Below are 21648 nucleotides of genomic sequence, written 5' to 3' on the forward strand. Positions count from 1 at the left end.
ACCACGACGGCCCCGGAGCGCGCCCAGCGGCGCCAGCCAGACCGGATCAGCCGCACACACTTGGCGCGGGGTGGAGCAGCCCGGTAGCTCGTCAGGCTCATAACCTGAAGGTCACAGGTTCAAATCCTGTCCCCGCAACCAAACACACACAGACACGATCACCACGATCCAGCCAAACAGCCGGTCCGCTCACGCGGACCGGCTGTTTCGTGTCTCCCCATTAAATCCCTAACCCATTTCCGATCGTCGCCAGAGTTTCCAGTGCTCGACTTCGCGCGCCTTTCCGGGGAAGGGGAGGGTAGGCGGCGTCCGGGCGATCCCTGAATCAGGCCGATACGATCCTGATCGTTTAGACCTGTGCGCCAACCAGGCGATCGAGGGTGCCCGGTCGGGCGTATCGATGCCGGCCTCGCCTGACTGCCGTCCGGGCTCATCCGCGACAACGTGGCTCCGGGATTGACGGTCAGGGAGCTGCAGGCTCCCTCGTTCCATGTTCTAGAAAATCACGCACTCACAGGCCCCGGTCCCCGGCGACCGCTGTTGTGCGTGCAAATGACGGTCATCGGGATTGCTCGGGGCAATGCCGCAGGATCGGCCGCGATGCAGGTTGGCCTACATTGCCCGCCTACGTAACCAGCGACCTTAAATCCTGCCGCGGCGCCTATGCCATGATGCGACAAACTTCATCCCCGGTCGATCGCTGAGCTGTCATTGGCCTCGGGTCGCAGGACCGTTAAGGAGGATTGGGGTACGCTGCATGGCGTGTAGGGGGGAGTTCAATGGACTTTACAGCGAGCGGCACGGCCAACCGTCATCGGGGCTGAAGAGCGCGCTTTGCGCCTGTCCGCTCGCCTGAGTCAATTGAGCTCCACCGGTGCGCGCAATGCGCTGCCGCGGTTGATGCTTGCCGCGGCGATGGCCGTGCCGCTCGGCGCGGGGCTTGCCGAGCCGGCGCACGCCTTCGACCTCTTCGGTCTGTTCGGCTCGGAGCCCGAGCCGCCGGCGCCGAGTGCGACGGCGCTGCCCTATGCGGTCCGCATCACGGGGACGGACGATTCCGACGTCCTTCAGGCACTTCAGGACATCTCGACCCTGTATCGGCTGCGGCAGGACCCGCCGCCGGACGGGGAGGGGCTGCTGCGCCGGGCCGAGGTGGACCTGCCCAAGCTCGCCGACGTGCTCTCCGGCTACGGCTATTATCAAGGCGCGGCGGCAATCCGGATCGATTCGGTTCCGGTGGCGGGGCAGGCTGGAGCTGCGGCCGCCGTCGGAGCCGCCGAACGTTGGCGCAACCGCGGCCTCGTGCCGGTGCGGATCACGATCGATCTCGGGCCACGCTACACGTTGCGCCGGATCACGGTGCGGGATCGTGCGGGCCGACTGTTCCCGGAGGATGTGCTGCCGCCGCGGATCACCCGGGTCGACGACGATGTTCCGGCTCGGTCGGCGACGGTGCTGGCCCGCGAGGCCCGGATCGTCGACCAGTTCCGGGCGCAAGGACACCCCTTCGCGAAGGTGGTGGCGCGCGATCCGGTGGTGGACGACACCGCCCACGTCATGGATGTGACCTTCACGATGGAGCCCGGTCCCGTCGCCGGGCTGGGGCCGGTGACGGTCAATGGGGCGCCTGGGATCGACCCGGCGACGATCCGATCCTTCATCTATGCGGAGCCTGGGGACCCGTATTCGCCCCAGGCCGTGGCCGCGATCCGCCGGTCGCTGACGCGCGTCGAGGCGATCGGCGCGGCGCGGATCCGCGAAGGTACGGCGCTCGACGCCGACGGAAACCTGCCGCTCTTCGCAGAATTGAGCGAGCGCGAGCGCAATCTCGTCGGCATTTCCGCACGGTATTCCACCGTCGATGGCCCCGGCGTGCGCGCCTACTACGCCAACCGCAACCTGTTCGGCGGCGGTGAGACGTTCCGGCTCGATGCCGACATCTACTATCTCGGGTTGGGCAACGACCCGTTCGCGACCCAGCGCAAGATCGCCGGGATCGGCACCAACGGATTGGGCGGGCGCCTGTCGGCGACCTACGTTCAGCCTGCCCTCGGCGGCACGCGCAACGACTTCCTGGCCAACGCTTTCATCACGCGCGAGGTGCAGCAAAGCTACCTGGTGGATGGCGGCGGGGTCTCGGCCGCGATCCGGCACCGGTTCTCGGATACCTTCTCGGCGCAGATCGGGCTGGACGCGCAGGCCGGTCGCTCGAAGGACGCGCTCGGCACGGTCAATTACCGGCTGATCGGCGTACCGGCCTCGGTGACCTACGATTCCACCGACAGCCTGCTCGATCCGACCAAGGGGTTCCGGGCGATCGCGTCGCTGGCCGCCTATCCCGGGGCGATCTCCTCGCCCGGGATCGTCGTCGCGAAGGCGCAGGGCTCGACCTACTATTCGTTGGACGACGAATCCCGCTACATCCTCGCCGGGCGGATCGGCTTCGGCTCGGTTTCGGGTGCGCCGCTCGGGGACATCCCGGACAATTTCCGGTTCTTCGCGGGCGGCGGCGGTTCGGTGCGGGGCTATCCGTACCGGACGCTCGGACCGATCGGTCCGTTCAACCTGCCGATCGGCGGCCGCAGCCTGCTGGAGGCGTCGCTCGAGGCGCGGATCAAGATCACCGACACGATCGGAGTGGTGCCGTTCTTCGATGCAGGCACCGCCTTCGCCTCGGCCGTGCCGGATTTCGATGAGAAGATCCGGAAATCGGTGGGCATCGGGCTGCGCTACTACACCGGCATCGGCCCGATCCGCGCCGATCTCGCCTTCCCGCTCGATCCCTACATGGGCGGCCATGTCCGCCCGGCCGTTCTGTATCTCAGCCTGGGGCAGGCGTTCTGAATGGCTGGTTTTTTCGGGAGACTGAGCAAGATCGCCATCTGGCCCAACACATCACCGGGCGTGGCGCGGGTCCCCTCTGCCGTGCCGGAAAGGGGAAGCTTCGCAGCCGTTCCGAACCGGGTCTCGTGCGTTGCGCCCCTCGGCATTGAAAAAGCTATCGCGCTCGCGCTGACCTGCCTTCTCCTCCTCGCCACCCTCTCGCTGACGATCATTACACCGACCCGCGCGGACGACGGCGAGAAGACCGTGCTCGGCGGGTTGCTCTCCCGGGCGCTCTCGACACCGTCCTCGCGCGTGGCGATCGGGGCGGTGGACGGTGCGCTGTCCTCGGACGCCACAATCCGCGACGTGGCGGTGAGCGACCGCGACGGCGTGTGGTTGAAGCTCGACCGGGCCCGGATCGTCTGGCGGCGCCTCGCGCTGCTGTCGGGCCGACTCGAGGTGGACAGCCTGGAGATCGGGCGGATCGACGTGCTGCGCCGGCCGATCCCCGGCCCGACCCCGCCGGAGGCCAAGCCGGACGGGAAGCTGCTGCCGGACCTGCCCGTGAAGGTCGAGATCAAGGGCTTCAAGCTGGCCGAGCTGGTGCTGGGCGAGCCCGTGGCCGGTCAGCCGGCCCGGCTCTCGGCGGAGGGCAAGGCGCGGCTCGGCGCGGCCAGCGAAGGGCTCGACCTGCAGGCCCGGGCCCAGCGTCTCGACGCGGCCGGACGCTTCCTGCTGTCCCTCGTCTACGTGCCGCAGGGCGACCGTTTGGAGCTGAAGGCCAACCTGGTCGAGCCGGCCGGCGGACTGTTATCCAAGGCGGCCAACGTTCCCGGCACGCCTCCGATCGACTTCGACCTCGCGGGCACCGGCACGCTGGATGCCTGGAACGCCCATCTCGATTTCACCGCCGGCCCGGATATCGGCGCGAAGGGCGGCGCCAAGATCTCCCGAATCGGCGCCGAGCGGCGGCTCGCCCTGGATCTCGCCGCGCGCATCGAGGGCCTCGTGCCCGGTCCAGCCGCATCGGTCTTCGCTGGCACGACCAAGCTCGACGGCGGCTTCGCCTTCGCGGATAGCGGCGCCTTCCGGATCGACCGGCTGGAGCTGACCTCGCGGACCGCGCGGCTGGCTGCCAGCGGCAGCCTGACCAAAGACCGGATCGCCGACCTGACGCTCCAGGCCCGCGCCCTGCCCACCGAGGGCGCGGTCACCAAGGCCGGCGAGGCCGAGATCGGCGCGTTGGTGTTCGACGGCAGCGTGAAGGGGCCACTCGCCGCGCCGACTGTGCGGGGTACCCTCGAGGCGGCCGGCCTCCGCAGCCGGGATTCCGCGCTCGACCGGATCGAGGCGCGCCTCGGGATCGATCCCCAGGGCGACCCGTCCGCCCAGCATTTTTCCATCACGGCGGACGGCAAGATCGACGGCCTGCGGTTGGCGGACCCGGCCCTGCGTCGCGCTCTCGGCAGCCGCGCGCAACTGACCCTGCGGGCGGCCTCCGGGCCGGACGGGGTGATCGACGTGTCGAGCCTCCGGATCGAATCCGACACCGCCAAGGCGAACTACGCCGGACGGGTCGGACAGAACACGCTGACCGGCACCCTCGACGCCGCGCTGCCGGACCTGGCGATGTTCTCCGGCCTCGCCGGGCGCGGGCTCGCCGGGAGCGTCGATGCCAAGGCGCGCCTCAGCGGCGACCCGGCCCGGAAGGCGCTGGCGGCAGACCTGACCGTCACCAGCGCCGGCCTTGCCACCGGCATCGCGGCGGCCGACCGCGCGCTCGGCCGCGCGCCGACGCTGCAAGGGCGGGTGTCGCAATCCTATGACGGCTACGGATTCGATCATCTGCGCCTGGAGGGCTCGGGCGTGACCGCGACCCTGCAGGGCGAGGCGACCTCGGCCAGCGCGGATGTCACCGGGCGGATCGACCTCAAGAGCCTCGCCGACCTAGACGGACGCCTGACCGGGCGCGCCGGTATCGACGCGCGCATGACCGGCTCCCTCGAGCATCCCCAACTCGCCGCGAACGTCACGGCGCCGGCCGCGACCGCGGACGGCAAGCCGATCCGCGACCTGCGGGCCGAAGCCATCCTCTCCGACGCCCTGCTGGCGCCGGACGGTACGCTGACGCTGTCCGGCGACGTCGCCGGCAAGGCGCTGCGCGGCGGCGCCCACGTGGCGAGGACGGGGCCCGACTGGGTGCTCGACCGGCTTGACCTCAACCTCGGCTCGGTGGCCGTCTCGGGCAACACCATCGTGGCGGCCGAGACCTGGCTGTCGGCCGGTACGCTATCCGTGAAGGCGGCCAATCTCGCCGACATCTCCCCGCTCGCCCCGGAGCCCGTGGCCGGCCAGCTCGATGCCACGGTCACCCTCTCCCGGGACGGCGGCCGCCAAGATGCCGCGATCCGGGCGACCGGTGCCGCGCTGCGCTACGGCGCCTATGGCCTCAATCGCCTCGACGCCGACCTGAGGGGCCGCGACCTGCGCGCCCATCCCGTCCTCGACGGACGCCTGGACGCCGACCGGCTCCTCGCCGCCAGCCAACAGATCGATACGGTCCGGCTCGCCGCGATCGGCAGCCCGACGGGCAGCGACGTGACGCTCACCGCCAAGGCGCGTGGCTTCAACCTCGACGGCGCAGTCCGGGTCGTGCCGGACGACGACATCCGCATCGAGATTCAGCGCCTCTCGGCTGCCCGCGGCGGCGACCGCTTCGCCCTGACCGGGCCGGCCTCCGTGACCTTGCGCGACGGCGGCGCGGTGATCGACGGGTTGTCGATCGCGGCGGGCACGGGCCGGGTCACGGTCTCGGGCCGGGCCGGGCGGGATCTCGACCTGAAGGTGGCGATCCGCGCGCTGCCCCTGTCGTTGGCCCGGATCGCCGCGCCCGACCTCGCCCTCTCCGGCACGGTGGACGGCGATGCGGACCTCCGCGGCCCCGCGGCGAGCCCGGAGGGTCATTACGCGCTCACCGTCTCCAAGCTTGTGGCACCCCAGTCCCGGCAGGCCGGCCTGCCGCCGGTCGATGCCAGCGCCAAGGGTGCCCTGTCGGACGGGCAGGCCAGCCTCGACGGCCGGATCACGGCCGGGCGCGGCGTCGCCCTGACGGTGGCGGGCTCGCTGCCCGTGGAGACCGGAGGCCCGCTGAACCTGCGCGCCCGCGGCACCCTGGACGCGTCCCTTGCCAACACGCTGCTGAGCACCGGCGGGCAGAGCGTCACAGGGCGGGTCGCCATCGATGGCGGCGTCACCGGCACCCTGGCGGCGCCCAAGGCCCAGGGTTCGGCGGTGCTGAGCGGCGGCAGTTTCACCGACCCGGTCAACGGCATCCGGCTGACCGCGATCGACGGGCGCGTGACCGGCCGCGGCGACAGCCTCGTGGTCGAGAGCCTGACGGCGTCCGCCCGGAACGGCGGCCGCCTCTCGGTCACAGGGCGGGTCGCCCTAGAGCCGGATTTCCCCGGCCAGTTCCATATCACCGCCGACAAGGCGGAGCTGGTCTCCAGCCCGCTGATGAATGCGGTGTCGAGCGTCGATCTCACCCTGGCCGGCCCGCTGGCCCGGACGCCGCGGATCGCCGGCCGGATCGACATCGTGTCGATCGACGTGGCCGTGCCCGATCGGCTGCCCTCAACGGTGAAGCCCCTGCCGGGCGTGCGCCACGTCAACACGCCGCCCGACGTCCGGGCGCGGCTGGCGCTGCGGGCCGACCGCAAGGCGGCCGTCACACCCGGCAAACGGCAGAAGAAACCCGCCGTGCCGTTCGATGCCACCCTCGACGTGCGCATCGAGGCGCCGAGCCGGATCTTCGTGCGCGGGCGCGGCATCGATGCAGAGCTCGGCGGATCGCTCCGGGTCACCGGCACGTCGCGCGCGCCGAACGCAGTCGGTGGCTTCGGCATGCGCCGCGGGGTGTTCCAACTGGTGGGGCAGCGTCTTGATTTCAGCCGCGGCAACCTGACCTTCGCGGGCAGCCTGACCACGCCGGAACTCGATTTCGCCGCCGAGACCAAGGCCGGCGACGTCACCGCCCGGGTTGCGGTGAGCGGCTACGCGGACGCGCCGCAATTCAGCCTGACCTCCGATCCGGTCCTGCCCCAGGACGAGATCCTGTCGCGCCTGCTGTTCAAGAAGGCCGCGGGCGGCCTGTCGCCGTTCCAGGCACTCCAGCTCGCGCAGGCCGTGGCGCAGCTCTCGGGCGGCGCGGCCGGGCCGGACGTGTTCGAGCAGGCCCGTAAGAGCCTCGGACTCGACAGCCTCGACGTTTCCACGGGCGCCAGCGGCGGCCCGGCGCTCGGCGCCTCGCGCTACATTTCGGACCGCGTCTCCGTCGGTGTGAAGGCGGGCGCCAAGCCCGCCGACACCGCAGTTGGCGTCGATTTCGACGTGACGCGCCGGATCAAGCTGAAGGGCGAGGCGGGGAGCGATGGGCGCACCAGTCTGGGTGTCGGTGCGGAATACGAGTGGTAGGAGCGGGGCGTTCCTTGCTCCTCCGCTTGAAGCGACTGGCGTGCCGTCGATGATGGGCGCAATGCCTCACCCGTTTGCGGGCTGACGGATCCACGGATCGAGCTGGGCGATACGTGCGCAGGACCAAGCGAGGCTCCGTTCTCCAGTGCGGAAGAGGCGGCACGTCGCATCCTCTGAAAGCCGATATGGGAACATCGGAGTCCGCAAAGGCGGAGGGGGGTGCGGACCTCCGGGTTCGCTTCTCCTGCGTGACCGATCGATCAATGACCGGATCACCGTCCACTACATCACGGTGTGCCCTCACCTTCAAAACCCACACCCCTTCAAACACCTCGGGCGAAGATTTGTTGGCCGGGCGCGACAAGTCTGCTTAGGTGTCGAAGTAAGCCGCGCGGTCAGCCGCGGTTCGGGTGGGAAACGCGAAGGGCGATGGACGAGCTTTTCGAGGCGGATGACGATCCGGAGGTCCCGGAGGGCGGCTTCCTGCGGATGCTGCCGATCATCAACCGACGCGGCCTCCACGCCCGCGCCTCGGCGAAGTTCGTGCAGACCGTGGAGCGCTTCGACGCTGTGGTGACCGTCACCCGGGCGGGCGAGACCGTTGGCGGGCGGTCGATCATGGGCCTGCTGACGCTGGGCGCCGCCATGGGCACCCGCATCGCCGTTACGGCGGTCGGCCCGGATGCGCAGACCTGCCTCGACGCCATCGAGGCCCTGCTGGCCAACCGGTTTGGCGAGGACGAGTAGGAGGCCCGCTCAGGTCTCCCGGCCGGGCCACGTGCACAGGTCCGAGACCGGGCAGCGCGGGCAGGCGGGCTTGCGGGCCGTGCAGGTGTCGCGCCCGTGCCGGAACAGCCAGACATGGGCGCCGTCCTTGAACCGCTCCGGCACCGCAAGGGCGAGGCCGTCGGCCACCGCGTCCACCGTGCCGCCAGGGGACAGCGGGATCCGGTTCGAGACCCGGAACACATGGGTGTCTACCGCGACCACCGGTTCGTGGAACGCGAAATTCGCCGTCACCTCGGCGCTCTTGCGGCCGATGCCGGGCAAGCGGCGCATCTCGGCCGCGCTGCGCGGAACCGTGCCGCCGTAGGTCTCGATCAGGGTCGCCGACAGCTTGACGATGTTGCGCGCCTTAGACGGCCCGAGCCCGACCGGCCGGATGATGTCGGTGATCTCCCCCTCGCCCAGTGCCCGCATCTCCGCCGGATCCTTGGCCAGGGCGAACAGCGCGTCGGCGATGCGCGCGACCGTTGGGCCGGTGGATTGGGCCGAGAGCAGCACGGTGACCAGAAGCCGGAACGGATCGGTGTCGTCGAACCCCGCCTTCGGGTCCGGATCGGCCGCGGCGAAGCGCGCCATCACGGCCTCGACCCGCTCAGGTGTTCCGGGGGATGCGGGCGCCGCGGGGCCCTTGGTCCGGCGGGGTTTGGGCCGGAGGCCGTGGAGTGTGTCGCGCGCCATGGGAACCAGCTAGGGTCGCGATGGCCGGACCGACACGCGGCGGATTGACGGCCCCGCTCAGCCCCGCGCCCGGCGCCAGGCCACCGGGCCGGCGCCGAAGTTGAGCATGCCGACCGCGATCGCATCGACACGGCGCAGCAGTGCAAGCCGCAGCACCCCGCTCCGGGCGGTGAGGCGGCCGGCCAACCCGATCCGCGCGGGCTCGGATGGTGCGGTGGCGGCCGGAGCGCGATCGTCGAAGACCGGTACGGAAACGGCCTGGGGCGCCCAGCCAGCGGGCCGTACGCCGAGGAGGCGGTCGGCCGGGATCGTCCGCGTAAGGCGCGCACGTTCCGCAGGCCGAACCGGCGCCGCGACGAGGCCGCCACCGCGGACCGGACGGCCGAGAGTTGCCAAGCGGGTGCGGATCGCACGATCCACCACCTCTGCGGCATCGTGCGGCGCGAGGGGGCCAGCCTGCGCGTCCCGGCTCCAGGCCAGGGCGAGGCCGGGATGCGGCCGCTCCGAAGCGGGCTCCCGCTCCGCCGTCCCGGTGAGGCCGCCCTGTATCACGGTGAAGCGTTGCGCCATCGCCTGTTCCGATCCTTCGACCAACCGTCCCGTTTCGGGACGCGGGGGCGCCCCGAAGGCGCCGTTCGGGTCGATGGCTTCAAGGACGGTGCCGCCCGGCGGATCAGCCCCCCGGGATCGCCAGCGGGTTGTCGGTGAGCGCGGCGGCGTCGGGCGCGTCCACCCGCGGCCGGCCCAGGAACGCGTCCCAAAGCCGCTGGACGAAGGCCGGGTCGAGGTCGCGCAGGATCAGCACGAGCCGTGAAGTATGGTCGGGGTCGGGCCAGGCCGGCAGGGTCAGGGGGGCGTGGAACACGTGCTGGACCCCGTGCACCACGATCGGGTGCTCCGGGTCGTCGGCCAGCGCCACGATGCCCTTAAGCCGGAGCAGCTTCGGGCCGTGGCCGGAGCGCAGCAGGTCCATAAACATCTCGAAGGCCGGGCGCGGCACCGGCGCGGCGCTGGTCAGGCACACGGCCTGGATCGCCGCATCGTGGCGGTTCACGTCGGCCTGGTGCGGGAGCTCAAGGGCCGCGTCGCCGAGCCAGGCGCGCACGTCCGCGCCCTTGCCGTCGAGGCCGAACAGCCCGCCCAGCAAGTCCTCGGCCGGCGCGTCCGGGGGCAGGATCGGGGCCGCCGGGTTCAGGGCCGCGAGCCGCGCCCGGATCGACGCGGTGTCGCCGGCGATATCCGCCTTGGTCAGGACGATGCGGTCGGCCACCGCGGCCTGGCGCACGGCCTCCGGGTGGGCGTCGAGGGAGGCGGCACCGGTCGCCGCATCCACCACCGTCACCACCGCCTGCAGGCGGTACCGCAGCACCAGGTATGGGTGATAGATCAGCGCGTGCAGGATCGGCGCAGGATCGGCGAGGCCGGTGGTCTCGATTACAACCCGGCGAAACGGTGTGATCCGCCCGTTGTCGCGCTTGCGCAGCAGGTCCTCGAGGGTGGCGATCAGGTCGCCCCGCACCGTGCAGCACAGGCAGCCGGCGCCGAGCAGGACCATGTCCTCGTCGATGGACTCGATCAGCAGATGGTCGAGCCCGATCTCGCCGAACTCGTTGACGATCACCACCGTGTCGGCGAGTGCCGGATCGCGCAGCAGCCGGTTCAGCAGCGTGGTCTTGCCGGCTCCCAGGAAGCCGGTGAGCACGGTGAGTGGGATGGGCTCCGGGCGGCGCGGATCCGAGACGGGCGAGGCGGTCGATGACATGGCCGCCGAGATGGGGTTTTTAGGGTCCGGAGGCAACGCGTCGGCGTGCGATGCCGGGCTGCCGCTACTCCTCGGCGGCGGCCTTCTTGCCCTGAGGCTTCTTCACCTCGGCCTTCCGGGCCTCGGGCTTGGCCGACGACCGCTGGGCTGCGGGCTTGGCGGGGGACTTGGCGGCGGGCTTCGAGAGGCCCTTGCCGGGCTTGGCCTCCGGCATGCCCGGTGTCTCGACGGACGTGTAGGCGCTGGCGTTGCGCGGCAGGCCGTGGGCCGGCTTCGCGGCGACCTTCGAGGCTGGCTTGGCCGCGGCCTTAGCGGCGCTCGCCGCCTTGGCCTGCTCCAGCCGGGTCTCGCGGGCCTGCTTGGCGGCCTGCAGCGCGGCCTCGCGCTTGGCCTTGGCGGCTTCCAGCTTGGCGGCGCGCGTGTTGGCGGCTGCGGATTTCTGGGCGTTCTCCTGGGCCTCCAGGATCTGCTGGCCCTCCGCCGGGTTGCGGCCGACCCAGACCGCGATCGGCTGGAGCGGTGCCCGCGGCGGCAGCGTCCGGGCGCGCAAGGCCGGGCTGGAGAAGGCCGCCATGGCGAGGGCGGGGGAATTGGCTGCGGAACCGCCGATGAGCTGCGCCGCCGAGCCCGGAGCGCTGACCGCGCCGGCGCCGTCGTCGATCGCGGGGGGCTTCTTGCCGCCGCAGACGTAGGGGCGGATGTCCGGCGGCGCGCCGAGCGCGGAGGCCGGCAAGGCATCGAGGGTCGGGCTGGTCCAGCCGGCGCTCTGGGTGAAGGCGTAGTCGAACAGGTCGGCAGCCTTCACGTCGCGCTCGCGGGGGCTCGGCTGGCCCATCACGATGGTGATGACCCGGCGGCCGTTGCGCGAGGCGGTCGCCACCACGTTGAAGCCGCCCGAGCAGATGAAGCCGGTCTTCATGCCGTCGGCGCCGGGATAGCGGCCGAGCAAGCCGTTGTGGTTCGCCATGACGGCGCGGCCGAACTGGATCGCCGAGATCGAGAACAAGTCGTGGGAATCCGGGAAGTCGCGGATCAGCGCCCGGGCCAACACCGCCATGTCGCGGGCCGAGGTCCACTGGCGCGGGTCGGGCAGGCCGTTGGGATTGGTCCAGCGGCTGTCGCGCATGCCGATCCGCTGCGCGGTCTCGTTCATCTGGTCGGCGAAGCCTTCGACCGAGCCGCCGAGCGTCTCGCCGATGGCGTAGGCCACGTCGTTGGCCGACTTGACCATGATGATCTTGAGGGCGTTGTCGAGGGTCAGCTGCGTGCCCGGCTTGAAGCCCATCTTGGAGGGCGGCTCGGAGGCCGCCGCCGCCGAGATCGTGACCATCGAGTCGAGTGAGACCTTGCCCTGCCGCACCAGATCCAGGGCGACGTAGGTGGTCATCAGCTTGGTGATCGAGGCCGGGTACCAGGGATCGGTCGGCGCCTGGGCGTAGATCACTTTGCCGGAATCGACATCGACCACAAGGATCGGGGCAGTGACCGCATTGGCGGCCTGGATCCCGATCAGGCTCGTGCCGAGAAGACCCGTCAACGCCGCGAGTCCGACGGTTACGCGCCGGAGGAGAGAAGAGGACATTCGAGCCCGACTCGTCAGAGGATCGCCAGGGTCGGCGCCGAGGCACCGGACGTCCGGCCGGCAGGCCGGGATTCTCGCGGCCCGGACCGCTGGAGGCGATCGTCGTGCTGCATCACGGCATGAACGTCGCTACCGTGGCAAGAGCAAGGCGAGACGCGACCGCGGGTCTGCCTGGCCCGGCGGTTAGTGGTCCGCGGGCCGTCCGCCGCTTATGTGCGGGATGGCGGTGAGGCGAGAAGAGTTCGGGAACAGCGGTGGCTTACGCGGTCAAGGAAATCTTCCACACCCTGCAGGGGGAGGGCGCCCAGGCGGGACGCGCCGCGGTGTTCTGCCGATTCGCCGGCTGCAATCTGTGGTCGGGTCGGGAGGCGGATCGCGCAGCCGCGGCCTGCCGGTTCTGCGACACCGACTTCGTCGGGTTGGACGGGGAGGGCGGCGGACGCTTCGCCGACGCGGCGGCGCTGGCCGGCGCCATCGCGCGGACCTGGTCCGGGGGGCCGGAGAGCCGCTACGTCGTGTTTACCGGCGGCGAGCCGCTGCTCCAGCTCGACACGCCCCTGATCGAGGCCGTGCACGCCGAAGGCTTCGAGATCGCCATCGAGACCAACGGCACGCTGCCCGCCCCCCCGGGCATCGACTGGATCTGCGTCAGCCCCAAGGGCGCCAATCCCCTGGCGCAGAAGACCGGGCACGAATTGAAGCTCGTCTATCCCCAGGCCGACGCCGACCCGGCGGATTTCGTCGGCCTCGCCTTCCGGCACCGCTTCCTGCAGCCGATGGACGGCCCGGAGCAGCGCGCCAGCACCCAGGCCGCCATCGCGTATTGCCGTCAGGACGCCCGCTGGCGCCTGTCCTTGCAGACGCACAAAATCATCGGGATACCGTAGGGAGGCCGGACGCGCCGTTCGCCACGCCGACCGTCGGGCCTGCCTTGGCTGAACAGGGCCATGATCTCCCTTTCCGAGCCGATACCAAGAGGAGTGGCGCTGTGGCCGACGCCCCATGCGGCGCGATCCGGGCTGCGCTCAACGCATCACCCCTCCGAGGGGCCGCACCAGCCGGGCAGGTAGCCGGCGTCCTTGGACTTGGCCAGCGCCATCGCCTTCTCCAGCGCCTCGGAGAAGTCGGCCTCGATGCGCTTCTCCTTGATGTTGCGGCGTAAAAAGTCCGCCCACAGGAACTCACTGAACGGCGTCGTGTCCTTGGCGAAGCCGCCCGCCCGGCGCAGCTCGCCTGCGAGGCTGCGGAACGGATCGTCGACGAGGTCCCCGATCGCCTTCGGGATGGCCTTGAAATCCTGGCGGACACCCGCGGCGTCGTAGGGGTAGACCCAGGATTTGTGGTCGCAGACCGTCCAGAACGCATCCTTCTCCAGGTGGTGCAGGTCGGCCAGCACCGTGACTAGCACGCTCTCGACGCCCTCTTCCTGCAGGGCCCGGGAGAGATGGTGGTGGTCCACCACGTAGTGGCGCTTCTTCGGGCCGAGCACAGTCGGGATCATGTGCGCCCCGAGGAACGCCTTCTTCTTGTCGCCGTCGTAGCTGCGCCAGCGCCGCCGCTTCTCCTCGACCTCCCGGTAGCCCACCGTCATCTGCGTCGGGCGCAAATCGGCGATCGAAATCGGCTTCAGAAGCGGCTCGCGGACGGGCATGACCTGGGCTTTCTGCGTTGTTCTGTCGCGCAGATCACACAGACGGTCGTGCAGCGGAAGTGCGACGCGGCCGGATCACGCTCACGATTTGCCGAGCGGTCCGGCGTGCACAGCGTCCAGCACGAACACCCTGATCGCCGAGGACAGGTTCTGGCCGCCGCGCCCGGCATCGATCGTCCCGACGAGCGCCTGGACCGACTGGCCGCGCGCCTCCGCAACCTCCCGCAACGCCGCCCAGAACGGATCCTCCAGGGATACGCTGGTGCGGTGCCCGGCTATCACCACGGAGCGCTTGCTGATGCCGGCGCTCACGCCGGGTCGGTCACGAACGAGGCAGTCATGCGGTCGCGTCCGGATCCGGCTCCGCGCGCTCGAGCCGGTGGCCCTCGTGGCGGTCGGTCTCGAGGGCCTTGCGCCGCTGCTGCAGGGTCTTGGCCTTCTTCGGCCGCCCGAAGGCGATCCGGTTCTCCTCGGCCTTGGCATCCTCAGCCGCGCGGGCCTTGGCTCTGCGGACCTGGCGCAGGTTGATGATCTCGGCCACGGACCGCCTCCCAGTTCTTGGTCGGGGGCAGGGCCCCCAAGTCACCGGGGCTCCGTCCCGGACCCCACGAGGTCCCGGACCTTGTGGGGTCCGGGATGTGTCAGCGACTCAATCGGCGCTGGGGGCCAGCATCGTCTCCGGCCGAACGACGCGCTCGAACTCCGCCTCGGTGACGTAGCCGAGACGCAACGCCTCCTCCTTGAGGGTGGTGCCGTTCTTGTGCGCGGTCTTGGCGATCTCGGCGGCCTTGTCGTAGCCGATCGACGGGGCGAGGGCGGTCACCAGCATGAGCGAGCGGCTCATCAGGTCGGCGATCTTGTCCTCGTTGGCCTTGATGCCGACCACGCAATTGTCGGTGAAGCTCACCGCGGCGTCGGCCAGCAACCGGATCGATTGCAGCACCGCGTTGGCGATCACCGGCTTGAACACGTTCAGCTCGAAATTGCCCTGCGAGCCGGCGAAGCTCACCGTGGTGGCGTTGCCGACGACCTGGCAGCAGACCATGGTCAGCGCCTCGCACTGCGTGGGGTTGACCTTGCCGGGCATGATCGAGGAGCCGGGCTCGTTCTCGGGCAGCGACAGCTCGCCGAGGCCGGAGCGCGGGCCGGAGCCGAGCAGGCGGATGTCCTGGGCGATCTTGAACAAGCCGGCAGCCAGCGCCGCCAGCGCGCCCTGCGTGAACACCAGCGCGTCGTGGGTCGCGAGCGCCTCGAACTTGTTGTCGGCGCTGGTGAATTCCAAGCCGGTCAGCGCCGCGACCTGAGCGGCGAATTTCTCCGCGAAGTCGGGATGCGCGTTGAGGCCGGTTCCGACCGCGGTGCCGCCCTGGGCGAGCGCCAGCACGCCGGGCAACGTCGCGGCGACGCGCGAGCCACCGAGCGCCACCTGGGCTGCGTAGCCCGAGAATTCCTGGCCGAGGGAAACCGGGGTCGCGTCCTGCAGGTGGGTCCGGCCGATCTTCACGATCGATGCGAACGCCTGCGCCTTGGCGTCGAGCGCCGTGTGCAGGTGCGTGAGCGCCGGCATCAGCCGGCCACTGATCTCCCGGGCCACGGCGATGTGCATGGCGGTCGGGAAGGTGTCGTTCGAGGATTGGCCGCGGTTGACATGATCGTTCGGGTGGATCGGCGTCTTGCCGCCGCGCTGGCCCCCCAGGGCCTCGTTGGCGAGGCTTGCGATGACCTCGTTGGCGTTCATGTTGGACTGGGTGCCCGAGCCGGTCTGCCAGACCACGAGCGGGAATTCCGCGTCGTATTGGCCGGCCACCACCTCGGCGGCGGCCGCCGCGATGGCGTCGGCGAGCTTCGGCTCCAGGGCGCCGAGGTCCTTGTTCACCAGCGCGGCGGCCTGCTTCACAAGGCCCAGGGCGTGGACCAGCGGGGCCGGCATGCGCTCGGTCCCGATCTTGAAGTTCTGGATCGAGCGCTGCGTCTGCGCGCCCCAGTACCGGTGGGCCGGGACCTCGATCGGCCCGAAGGTGTCGGACTCGGTGCGGGTGGCGGTTCCGGTCTCGGTGGGCGACATCGTGGCCTCTACGTTTGGTGCAGTGCGGTGCCTACTTAAATGAGGCGCGGATGAATCGCGATGCCGGTTTTCCCCGGCGCCGGACAAGAGTGGGGCTCTGTTCCCGCCGGATAAGGAGCCGATGAGCGCGACGATCGACCGAACCGACCGCGATCTGGCCGAGGGCGCGTCCGCCCGGTTCCGCCCGCCCGTGCCGCGCCCGCTGCGCGAGCCGCTGGGCCTGTTCGACTTCCTCCGGGCCGCCCGCAAGAACCCGATCACGACTTGGATGGAGGTGCACTTCAAGGAGCCGATCGTGGCCGCCGATGGCGCCATGGGCCGGATCACCGTGGTGAGCGACCCGGCTTTGATTCGCTACCTGCTGGTCGAGAATGTCGAGGGTTACCGCAAGGACGATCTGCAGCGCCGGGTGCTGGCGCCGGGCCTGGGCAACGGGCTTCTGAGCGCCGAGGGCGACGAGTGGCGGCTCCAGCGCCGGACGCTTGCCCCAATCTTCAACGCCCGCACGGTGCAGGGCTTTTCCGACGCGATGAACGCGGCCGGGGCCAAACTGGGGCGCCGCCTCGCCCGCCGGGGCGGCAAGCCCGTCGACGTGGCGCTGGAGATGACCCGCGTCACCCTCGACGTGCTGGAGCGGACGATCTTCACGCAAGGCCTGCCGGGCGATCCGGACGCGCTGGGGCGCGCCATCACCCGGTTCCTCGAGGCGGTCGGGCCGATCGATCCGCTCGACGTGTTCGGCGTGCCCGACTTCGTGCCGCGCATCGGCCGCCTGCGGGCACGGCCGGCCGGGCGCTTCTTCGCCGAGGTGGTCGACGAACTCATCGCCCGGCGCAAGGTGCTGATGGGGAAGGACGAGGCCCCCCGCGACCTGCTTACCCTCCTGCTCGCCGCGCAGGATCCCGAGACCGGCAACGGCCTTTCGGACCTCGCCGTGAAGGCCAACATCGTCACCTTCATCGCGGCCGGCCACGAGACCACGGCCAATTCGCTGACCTGGGCACTCTACTGCCTGTCGCAGGATCCCGCCGCGCAGGCTCGGGTGGAGGCCGAGGTCGACGCGGCGGGCGCGGACGATTTCGCCGTGGAGCAGCTGCCCTACACGCGGGCGGTGATCGAAGAGGCGATGCGCCTGTTCCCGCCGGTGCCGTTCCTCAGCCGGCAGGCAACCCGGGACGACCGGCTCGGCCGGATCAAGATTCCGCGCGGCTCGCTCGTGATGGTGGCGCCCTGGGTACTCCACCGCCATCAGACGCTGTGGCAGAATCCGGAGGCGTTCATCCCGGAGCGCTTCCTACCCGAGAACCGCGACGCGATCCCGCGCTTCGCCTACTTGCCCTTCGGGGCCGGCCCGCGGGTCTGCATCGGCCAGAGCTTCTCCATCCAGGAAGCCGTGATCGTGCTGGCCCACGTGGTCCGGGCTGTGCGCTTCCACCTGCCGGCGGACCACCCGCCGGTCAGCCCACTTCACCGTGTGACGCTGCGGCCTGAGCACGGCCTGCGGATGGAGGCCGAGCTGCGGCGTTGAATGGGTTGCCGGGGTACCCGGTAATTCGCACCTTCTGGGTCGGCCGGAGCGAGCCCTCCCGATGTCCAACACCGCAGCGCTCGCTACGCTGGACTACGCCGGGCAGGTCGCCCGCGTCCTGCGGTCCAACACCAAGACGGAGAAGTTCGTAGCGGAGCAGTCGAAACTTCAGGCCGAGACCCTGAAGGTCGGTCGGGGTCGCATGCTTACCCCGCTTTCGATCGGCTTCGCCGGCATGGCCGCGTTCTTCGGGCCGGTGCCGCTTTCGTCAAACTGCTCGGCCTGTGATGACTGCCTCGTAAGGAGACGGACTGGCCCGAGTGCTTCGCCATATCGGACTGATTTTTGGGCGTATGCTTCAATCGCCCCAGCGTGCCTCAAGCCGGCGTGTGTTGCAATCATAGATGCGCGCAGCCACGAAGAGCCCCCCAGACCAAGCGCCGACATGGCGACGGCGATCGTTAGGATTTGAAAGGCGTAGCTCTGGGGCATCCCGCTACGCGTCTGGGCGCACGAATAACCGGATCGCGATCCGCCAGATCAAATGTCGGATGGGAGACGCGAACAGGAAAGCTTAGCCGCTATTGACGAAGACATCTGCGGGATGCTGAACCAGCGGACTGATGAACGTCGTTCCGAGCGTGAGGAGCGCCGTAGCGTCGAAGACGGTCGCGACGAGCTTCACGCCCTCATCGAAGCGTTTCGCACGATGCTTGCGCTCGGCCGCCGACAAGAGGGGCTCCGCAAAGGTCTCGTCCACCGGCGAATCCCCGAGCCGTCGACTCGGCCCGGTGAGTTCAGCTCTTCTTCCGGAACGCGTCCAGGCTCACGACCTCGGCGCTGCCCTCTTCACCGTCCTTCTTGGCGGCGGGGCGGGGGGCCTTCTCGTCGGGCTTGTCGCCTTGCGCGGCGGGGGCCGGCAGGCCCTTCGGGGCGGCCGAACCGATCGTGGCGAGCCCGGACCCCTTGGGCCGGACCTCGGTCGGCTCGGAGCCGGCCCCGCGCGGGCCGGTCTTGGCCTGGGTGGCGTTGGCCTCTTCGGGCGCCTCGCCGGCCTCGCTGAGATCGAACTTCAGGCCGAACTGCACGGAGGGGTCGAAGAAGCCCGACAAGGCGTCGAACGGCACCAGCAGCCGCTCCGGCACGCCCGAGAAGGACAGGCCGACCTCGAACGTGTGCTCATGGACGCTGAGGTCCCAGAATTGGTGCTGCAGGACGATGGTCATGTCCTGCGGGTATTTCTCGCGCAGGGCCTGCGACATCCGCACGCCGGGCGCCTCAGTCCGGAACGAGACGTAGAAGTGATGGTCGCCCATCAGCCCGTCCCGGGCGGCATCGGTCAGCACCTTGCGGACGACGCCGCGGAGGGCGTCCTGCACCAGGAGATCGTAGCGAATCAGGTCGTCTGCCATCTGCGGTCGCGCTCTAGCCCGGTCTGCGCCCGGCGCCCCGCCGCGGATGGCCGGACCGAGGAAATGAGTGACGGCTTCTGGTGCCGGGCGCCTTCATGCCCCGCCTCCACGATGCGAACCGCGAGGACTTGAGACCGATCTTGGAAACCGCTTACGCGGCCACCGCCACCGAAGCAAAAGTGTCGTTGGCGACTCTTGCAAAGGCCCGATAACGGCGGAACCATACCGAACGAAAGATCAACCTTTACGCCTTCGTCGAACCTGCTTCGCCCCCGCCTGAGACCAGTCCAACTCCGTCGGCCTTGCGGCCATCGGTCCTGGGCTCAGGTGGAGGCGCCGGGTACCGCCCCCGGGTCCGATCGGTTTATTGCGAAGATCGTTTATCGCCATAGCCGGCCTCGCGACCGGCTCCCAAGATATAGAGGGGATCGGTCCGGTTTTGAAGCCCGATCGTGTCGCGCCACTGTCTCAGGGCGAACCTCTTGACCAGGCTGTTGCCGGAAGTGCGCAGTTGAGCCGTCCCGCGCCCATGCTCGACCGGATCTGGGGGGTGATCTGGCGGCTCGCACTGCTGGTCGGCCTCGTGATCGTCTATCTCGGCGCCGCGAGCCTGCTCTCCCTGGTGACCGTCCGGGTCGGGTTCGACCTGTGGGCGGGGATCGATCCGTTCCTGCCGACCGAGCGCCGACCGTTCCTTGGCGCCGTGGAACTCGCCCACCGCGCGTTCGCGGTCGATGCCCTGCGCCAAATCTACCTCGCCGCCCTGGTTCTAGGCGGCGCCTGGTGGCGCGACCCCGCCGGCTGGCGCCGACGCCTCGCCCTCGACCGCGAGCGCCCGAACGGGATGCGGCCGGTCGCGCTGCTGGCGCTCCTCCTGGTCTGGCCGGTGCTGCACATCGCCTGGGTCACAGGCACCGCCGAATTATTCGGCGCGAGCTTCGGCCAGCGGGTGCGACTGTCGCCGTTCATGAGCCAGAGCGCGGTCGCGGCCTGGTTGCTCTATCTCGCGGTGCTGGCGCCCGTTGCCGAGGAGCTGCTGCTGCGCGGGGAGGCCTTCGCCCGCGCCCGGGACGCCCTGGGGCCTTTGGGGGCGGTGCTGATCACGGCCGTGATCTTCGCGGCGGCCCATGTCTCGTCCTGGGGGCTCGCCCGGCCGGTCTCGCTGCTGCCGCTCGCGCTGGTGCTCGGCTGGCTGCGCTGGCGCACCGGCCGGCTCTGGCCGGGCATCGCGCTCCACGGCTGGTCGAACCTCGCTTTGGTGACCTACGTGCTTTGGCCGACCTGAGCGCGTGACAAGGGCGGACCGGGTCCGGCGATGACGGTGGATAGGCGGGCCGCGCGCTTGCCGGCGGCGCCGCACACGCGCAGGAATACGGGATGGACGCCTATCACAACCTGTTGCGGCGCATCCTCGACGAGGGCGTGGCCAAGGACGACCGCACCGGCACCGGGACGATCTCGGTGTTCGGCCACCAGATGCGCTTCGATCTGTCCGCAGGCTTCCCGCTGGTCACCACGAAGCGGCTGCACCTGCGCTCGATCATCCACGAGTTGCTCTGGTTTCTGACCGGCGACACCAACGTGGCCGCCCTGCGGGCCAACGGTGTGACCATATGGGACGAGTGGGCCGACGAGCACGGCGACCTCGGCCCGGTCTACGGCCGGCAATGGCGCTCCTGGGCCAAGCCCGACGGCGGCAGCGTCGACCAGATCGCCTGGGTGCTTGAGGAGATCCGGCGCAATCCCGATTCCCGCCGCCTGATCGTCTCGGCTTGGAACCCTGCCGACCTCGACCGGATGGCCTTGGCCCCCTGCCACTGCCTGTTCCAGTTCTACGTGAGCGATGGGCGACTATCCTGCCAGCTCTACCAGCGCTCGGCCGACGCCTTCCTGGGCGTGCCGTTCAACATCGCGAGCTACGCGCTCCTGACCCACATGATCGCCCAGGTAACCGGGCTCGGGGTCGGCGACTTCGTCCACACCTTCGGCGACGCGCATCTCTACCGGAACCACATGGAGCAGACCCGGATCCTGCTGGACCGGGCACCGCGCCCACTGCCGCAGGTGCGGCTCAACCCGGAGGTCCGCGACCTGTTCGCCTTCCGGTACGAAGACATCACCATCGAGAACTACGACCCGCACCCGGCCATCTCGGCCCCGGTGGCGGTATGAGCACGACCATCTCGCTGGTCGCCGCGATCGCCCGCAACGGCGTGATCGGCCGCGACAACGGACTCGCCTGGCAGCTGTCCAGCGACCTGAAGCGGTTCAAGGCCCTGACCATGGGCAAGCCGATGCTGATGGGCCGACGGACCTGGGCCTCGATCGGCCGTCCGCTTCCGGGCCGCCGCACCCTGGTGCTCACCAGGGATCGCAGCTTCCGCGCCGAGGGCGCCGAGGTGGTCCACGATTGGGATGCCGCCGCGGAGGCCGCGGCTGCGCCGGAGCTCATGGTCGTGGGCGGGGCGGAGATCTACGCTCTGGCCCTGCCCCACGCCGACACGCTCCACCTGACGGAGGTCGAGGCCGAGCCGGAGGGCGACGTGCGCTTCCCCGCCTTCGATCGCACCGCGTTCCGCGAGACGTTTCGCGAGGCGCACCTGGCCGGCCCGCGCGACGAGCACGCCTTCGCGTACGTCGATTGGGCGCGTATCCGCTGAGGCGCGCCGCCGCGGTTGTGTTCCGGCCTGTGCGTGCCCACCTGCCAGCCTTGACAGCATGGGGCGCACACCCGCAGGTGCCTGTCGGGCGTGCGATCTCATGGGGCTCCGGGCCTCGTGAGAAGAGCCGCCCGCGCAGGCGTTTAGCCAACAAACCGACCTACCCGTCCCACGAACGGGCCGGTGGGCGGGATGAGGTGGGCGAGCGTGGCCGTTCAGGCAGGG

Annotated in this window: 18 protein-coding genes, 1 tRNA gene and 1 other RNA gene; 9 read left to right on the forward strand and 11 right to left on the reverse strand. The window is 70.1% G+C overall.

Annotation, left to right across the window (positions count from 1 at the left end; genetic code table 11):
- The first annotated feature begins 64 nt into the window (after nt 1–64).
- From AC0IY0_RS00015 to AC0IY0_RS00030, 4 genes are all read left to right on the forward strand, one after another.
- Nucleotides 65–141 (forward strand) — tRNA-Met (locus AC0IY0_RS00015).
- Nucleotides 142–900: 759 nt separating this feature from the next.
- Complete coding sequence (locus AC0IY0_RS00020) at nt 901–2844, forward strand: autotransporter assembly complex protein TamA (protein WP_471763011.1); 1944 nt, start codon at nt 901–903, stop codon at nt 2842–2844.
- Between the two features lie 168 nt (nt 2845–3012).
- Nucleotides 3013–7299 carry a translocation/assembly module TamB domain-containing protein gene (locus tag AC0IY0_RS00025; protein WP_471763012.1) on the forward strand — a complete coding sequence of 1429 codons (4287 nt, stop codon included), beginning with the start codon at nt 3013–3015 and terminating at the stop codon, nt 7297–7299.
- Between the two features lie 429 nt (nt 7300–7728).
- Nucleotides 7729–8046: an HPr family phosphocarrier protein gene (locus tag AC0IY0_RS00030; RefSeq protein WP_471762736.1), complete on the forward strand. Its 318-nt coding sequence runs from the start codon at nt 7729–7731 to the stop codon at nt 8044–8046.
- A gap of 9 nt (nt 8047–8055) precedes the next feature.
- On the opposite strand, the gene AC0IY0_RS00035 is transcribed toward AC0IY0_RS00030, so the two are convergent.
- The 4 genes from AC0IY0_RS00035 to AC0IY0_RS00050 form a co-directional block, all read right to left on the reverse strand.
- Complete coding sequence (locus tag AC0IY0_RS00035) at nt 8056–8763, reverse strand: endonuclease III domain-containing protein (RefSeq protein WP_471762737.1); 708 nt, start codon at nt 8761–8763, stop codon at nt 8056–8058.
- A 57-nt stretch (nt 8764–8820) separates the two neighbouring features.
- Nucleotides 8821–9333 carry a hypothetical protein gene (locus tag AC0IY0_RS00040; RefSeq protein WP_471762738.1) on the reverse strand — a complete coding sequence of 171 codons (513 nt, stop codon included), beginning with the start codon at nt 9331–9333 and terminating at the stop codon, nt 8821–8823.
- Nucleotides 9334–9436: 103 nt separating this feature from the next.
- Nucleotides 9437–10525 (reverse strand): CobW family GTP-binding protein, encoded by a 1089-nt coding sequence (locus tag AC0IY0_RS00045; RefSeq protein ID WP_471762739.1) that lies wholly within the window; start codon nt 10523–10525, stop codon nt 9437–9439.
- 64 nt (nt 10526–10589) lie between these two features.
- Nucleotides 10590–12107, reverse strand: coding sequence for a D-alanyl-D-alanine carboxypeptidase family protein (locus tag AC0IY0_RS00050; protein ID WP_147907481.1), 1518 nt, complete (start codon nt 12105–12107; stop codon nt 10590–10592).
- A 254-nt stretch (nt 12108–12361) separates the two neighbouring features.
- Between AC0IY0_RS00050 and queE the strand changes: the two genes are divergently transcribed.
- Nucleotides 12362–12994, forward strand: coding sequence for a 7-carboxy-7-deazaguanine synthase (gene queE / locus AC0IY0_RS00055; protein WP_471762741.1), 633 nt, complete (start codon nt 12362–12364; stop codon nt 12992–12994).
- Nucleotides 12995–13140: 146 nt separating this feature from the next.
- Here queE and AC0IY0_RS00060 read toward each other — a convergent pair whose 3' ends face one another.
- From AC0IY0_RS00060 to fumC, 4 genes are all read right to left on the reverse strand, one after another.
- Nucleotides 13141–13758 carry a ParB-like protein gene (locus tag AC0IY0_RS00060; protein WP_471762742.1) on the reverse strand — a complete coding sequence of 206 codons (618 nt, stop codon included), beginning with the start codon at nt 13756–13758 and terminating at the stop codon, nt 13141–13143.
- An 81-nt stretch (nt 13759–13839) separates the two neighbouring features.
- Complete coding sequence (locus AC0IY0_RS00065; RefSeq protein WP_471762743.1) at nt 13840–14070, reverse strand: ribbon-helix-helix domain-containing protein; 231 nt, start codon at nt 14068–14070, stop codon at nt 13840–13842.
- A 25-nt stretch (nt 14071–14095) separates the two neighbouring features.
- The gene (locus AC0IY0_RS00070; protein WP_471762745.1) at nt 14096–14299 is read right to left on the reverse strand and encodes a DUF4169 family protein; all 204 of its coding nucleotides are present in this window, start codon (nt 14297–14299) and stop codon (nt 14096–14098) included.
- A 108-nt stretch (nt 14300–14407) separates the two neighbouring features.
- Nucleotides 14408–15823 carry a class II fumarate hydratase gene (gene fumC / locus AC0IY0_RS00075; protein ID WP_471762747.1) on the reverse strand — a complete coding sequence of 472 codons (1416 nt, stop codon included), beginning with the start codon at nt 15821–15823 and terminating at the stop codon, nt 14408–14410.
- Nucleotides 15824–15944: 121 nt separating this feature from the next.
- Between fumC and AC0IY0_RS00080 the strand changes: the two genes are divergently transcribed.
- Nucleotides 15945–17351: a cytochrome P450 gene (locus tag AC0IY0_RS00080; RefSeq protein WP_471762748.1), complete on the forward strand. Its 1407-nt coding sequence runs from the start codon at nt 15945–15947 to the stop codon at nt 17349–17351.
- Between the two features lie 574 nt (nt 17352–17925).
- On the opposite strand, the gene AC0IY0_RS00085 is transcribed toward AC0IY0_RS00080, so the two are convergent.
- From AC0IY0_RS00085 to ssrA, 3 genes are all read right to left on the reverse strand, one after another.
- Nucleotides 17926–18111 carry a hypothetical protein gene (locus tag AC0IY0_RS00085; RefSeq protein ID WP_471762749.1) on the reverse strand — a complete coding sequence of 62 codons (186 nt, stop codon included), beginning with the start codon at nt 18109–18111 and terminating at the stop codon, nt 17926–17928.
- Between the two features lie 37 nt (nt 18112–18148).
- Nucleotides 18149–18763, reverse strand: coding sequence for an SspB family protein (locus AC0IY0_RS00090; RefSeq protein ID WP_147907472.1), 615 nt, complete (start codon nt 18761–18763; stop codon nt 18149–18151).
- A 66-nt stretch (nt 18764–18829) separates the two neighbouring features.
- Nucleotides 18830–19211, reverse strand: a transfer-messenger RNA (tmRNA) gene (gene ssrA / locus AC0IY0_RS00095).
- Between ssrA and AC0IY0_RS00100 the strand changes: the two genes are divergently transcribed.
- The 3 genes from AC0IY0_RS00100 to AC0IY0_RS00110 all read left to right on the forward strand — a co-directional run bounded on the left by AC0IY0_RS00100 (nt 19203) and on the right by AC0IY0_RS00110 (nt 21423).
- Complete coding sequence (locus AC0IY0_RS00100) at nt 19203–20048, forward strand: CPBP family intramembrane glutamic endopeptidase (protein ID WP_187278422.1); 846 nt, start codon at nt 19203–19205, stop codon at nt 20046–20048. The two genes, ssrA and AC0IY0_RS00100, sit on opposite strands and share 9 nt — an antisense overlap.
- 92 nt (nt 20049–20140) lie before the next feature.
- Entirely contained in the window at nt 20141–20935 is a 795-nt protein-coding gene (locus AC0IY0_RS00105; protein ID WP_461231845.1) for a thymidylate synthase, read from the forward strand.
- A complete protein-coding gene (locus AC0IY0_RS00110; protein ID WP_147939379.1) occupies nt 20932–21423 on the forward strand; it encodes a dihydrofolate reductase in 492 nt (163 codons plus the stop codon). Before AC0IY0_RS00105 ends, AC0IY0_RS00110 begins: the two co-directional genes overlap by 4 nt.
- The last annotated feature ends 225 nt before the right edge of the window (nt 21424–21648 follow it).

The organism is Methylobacterium sp. AC315, from assembly GCF_979253755.1.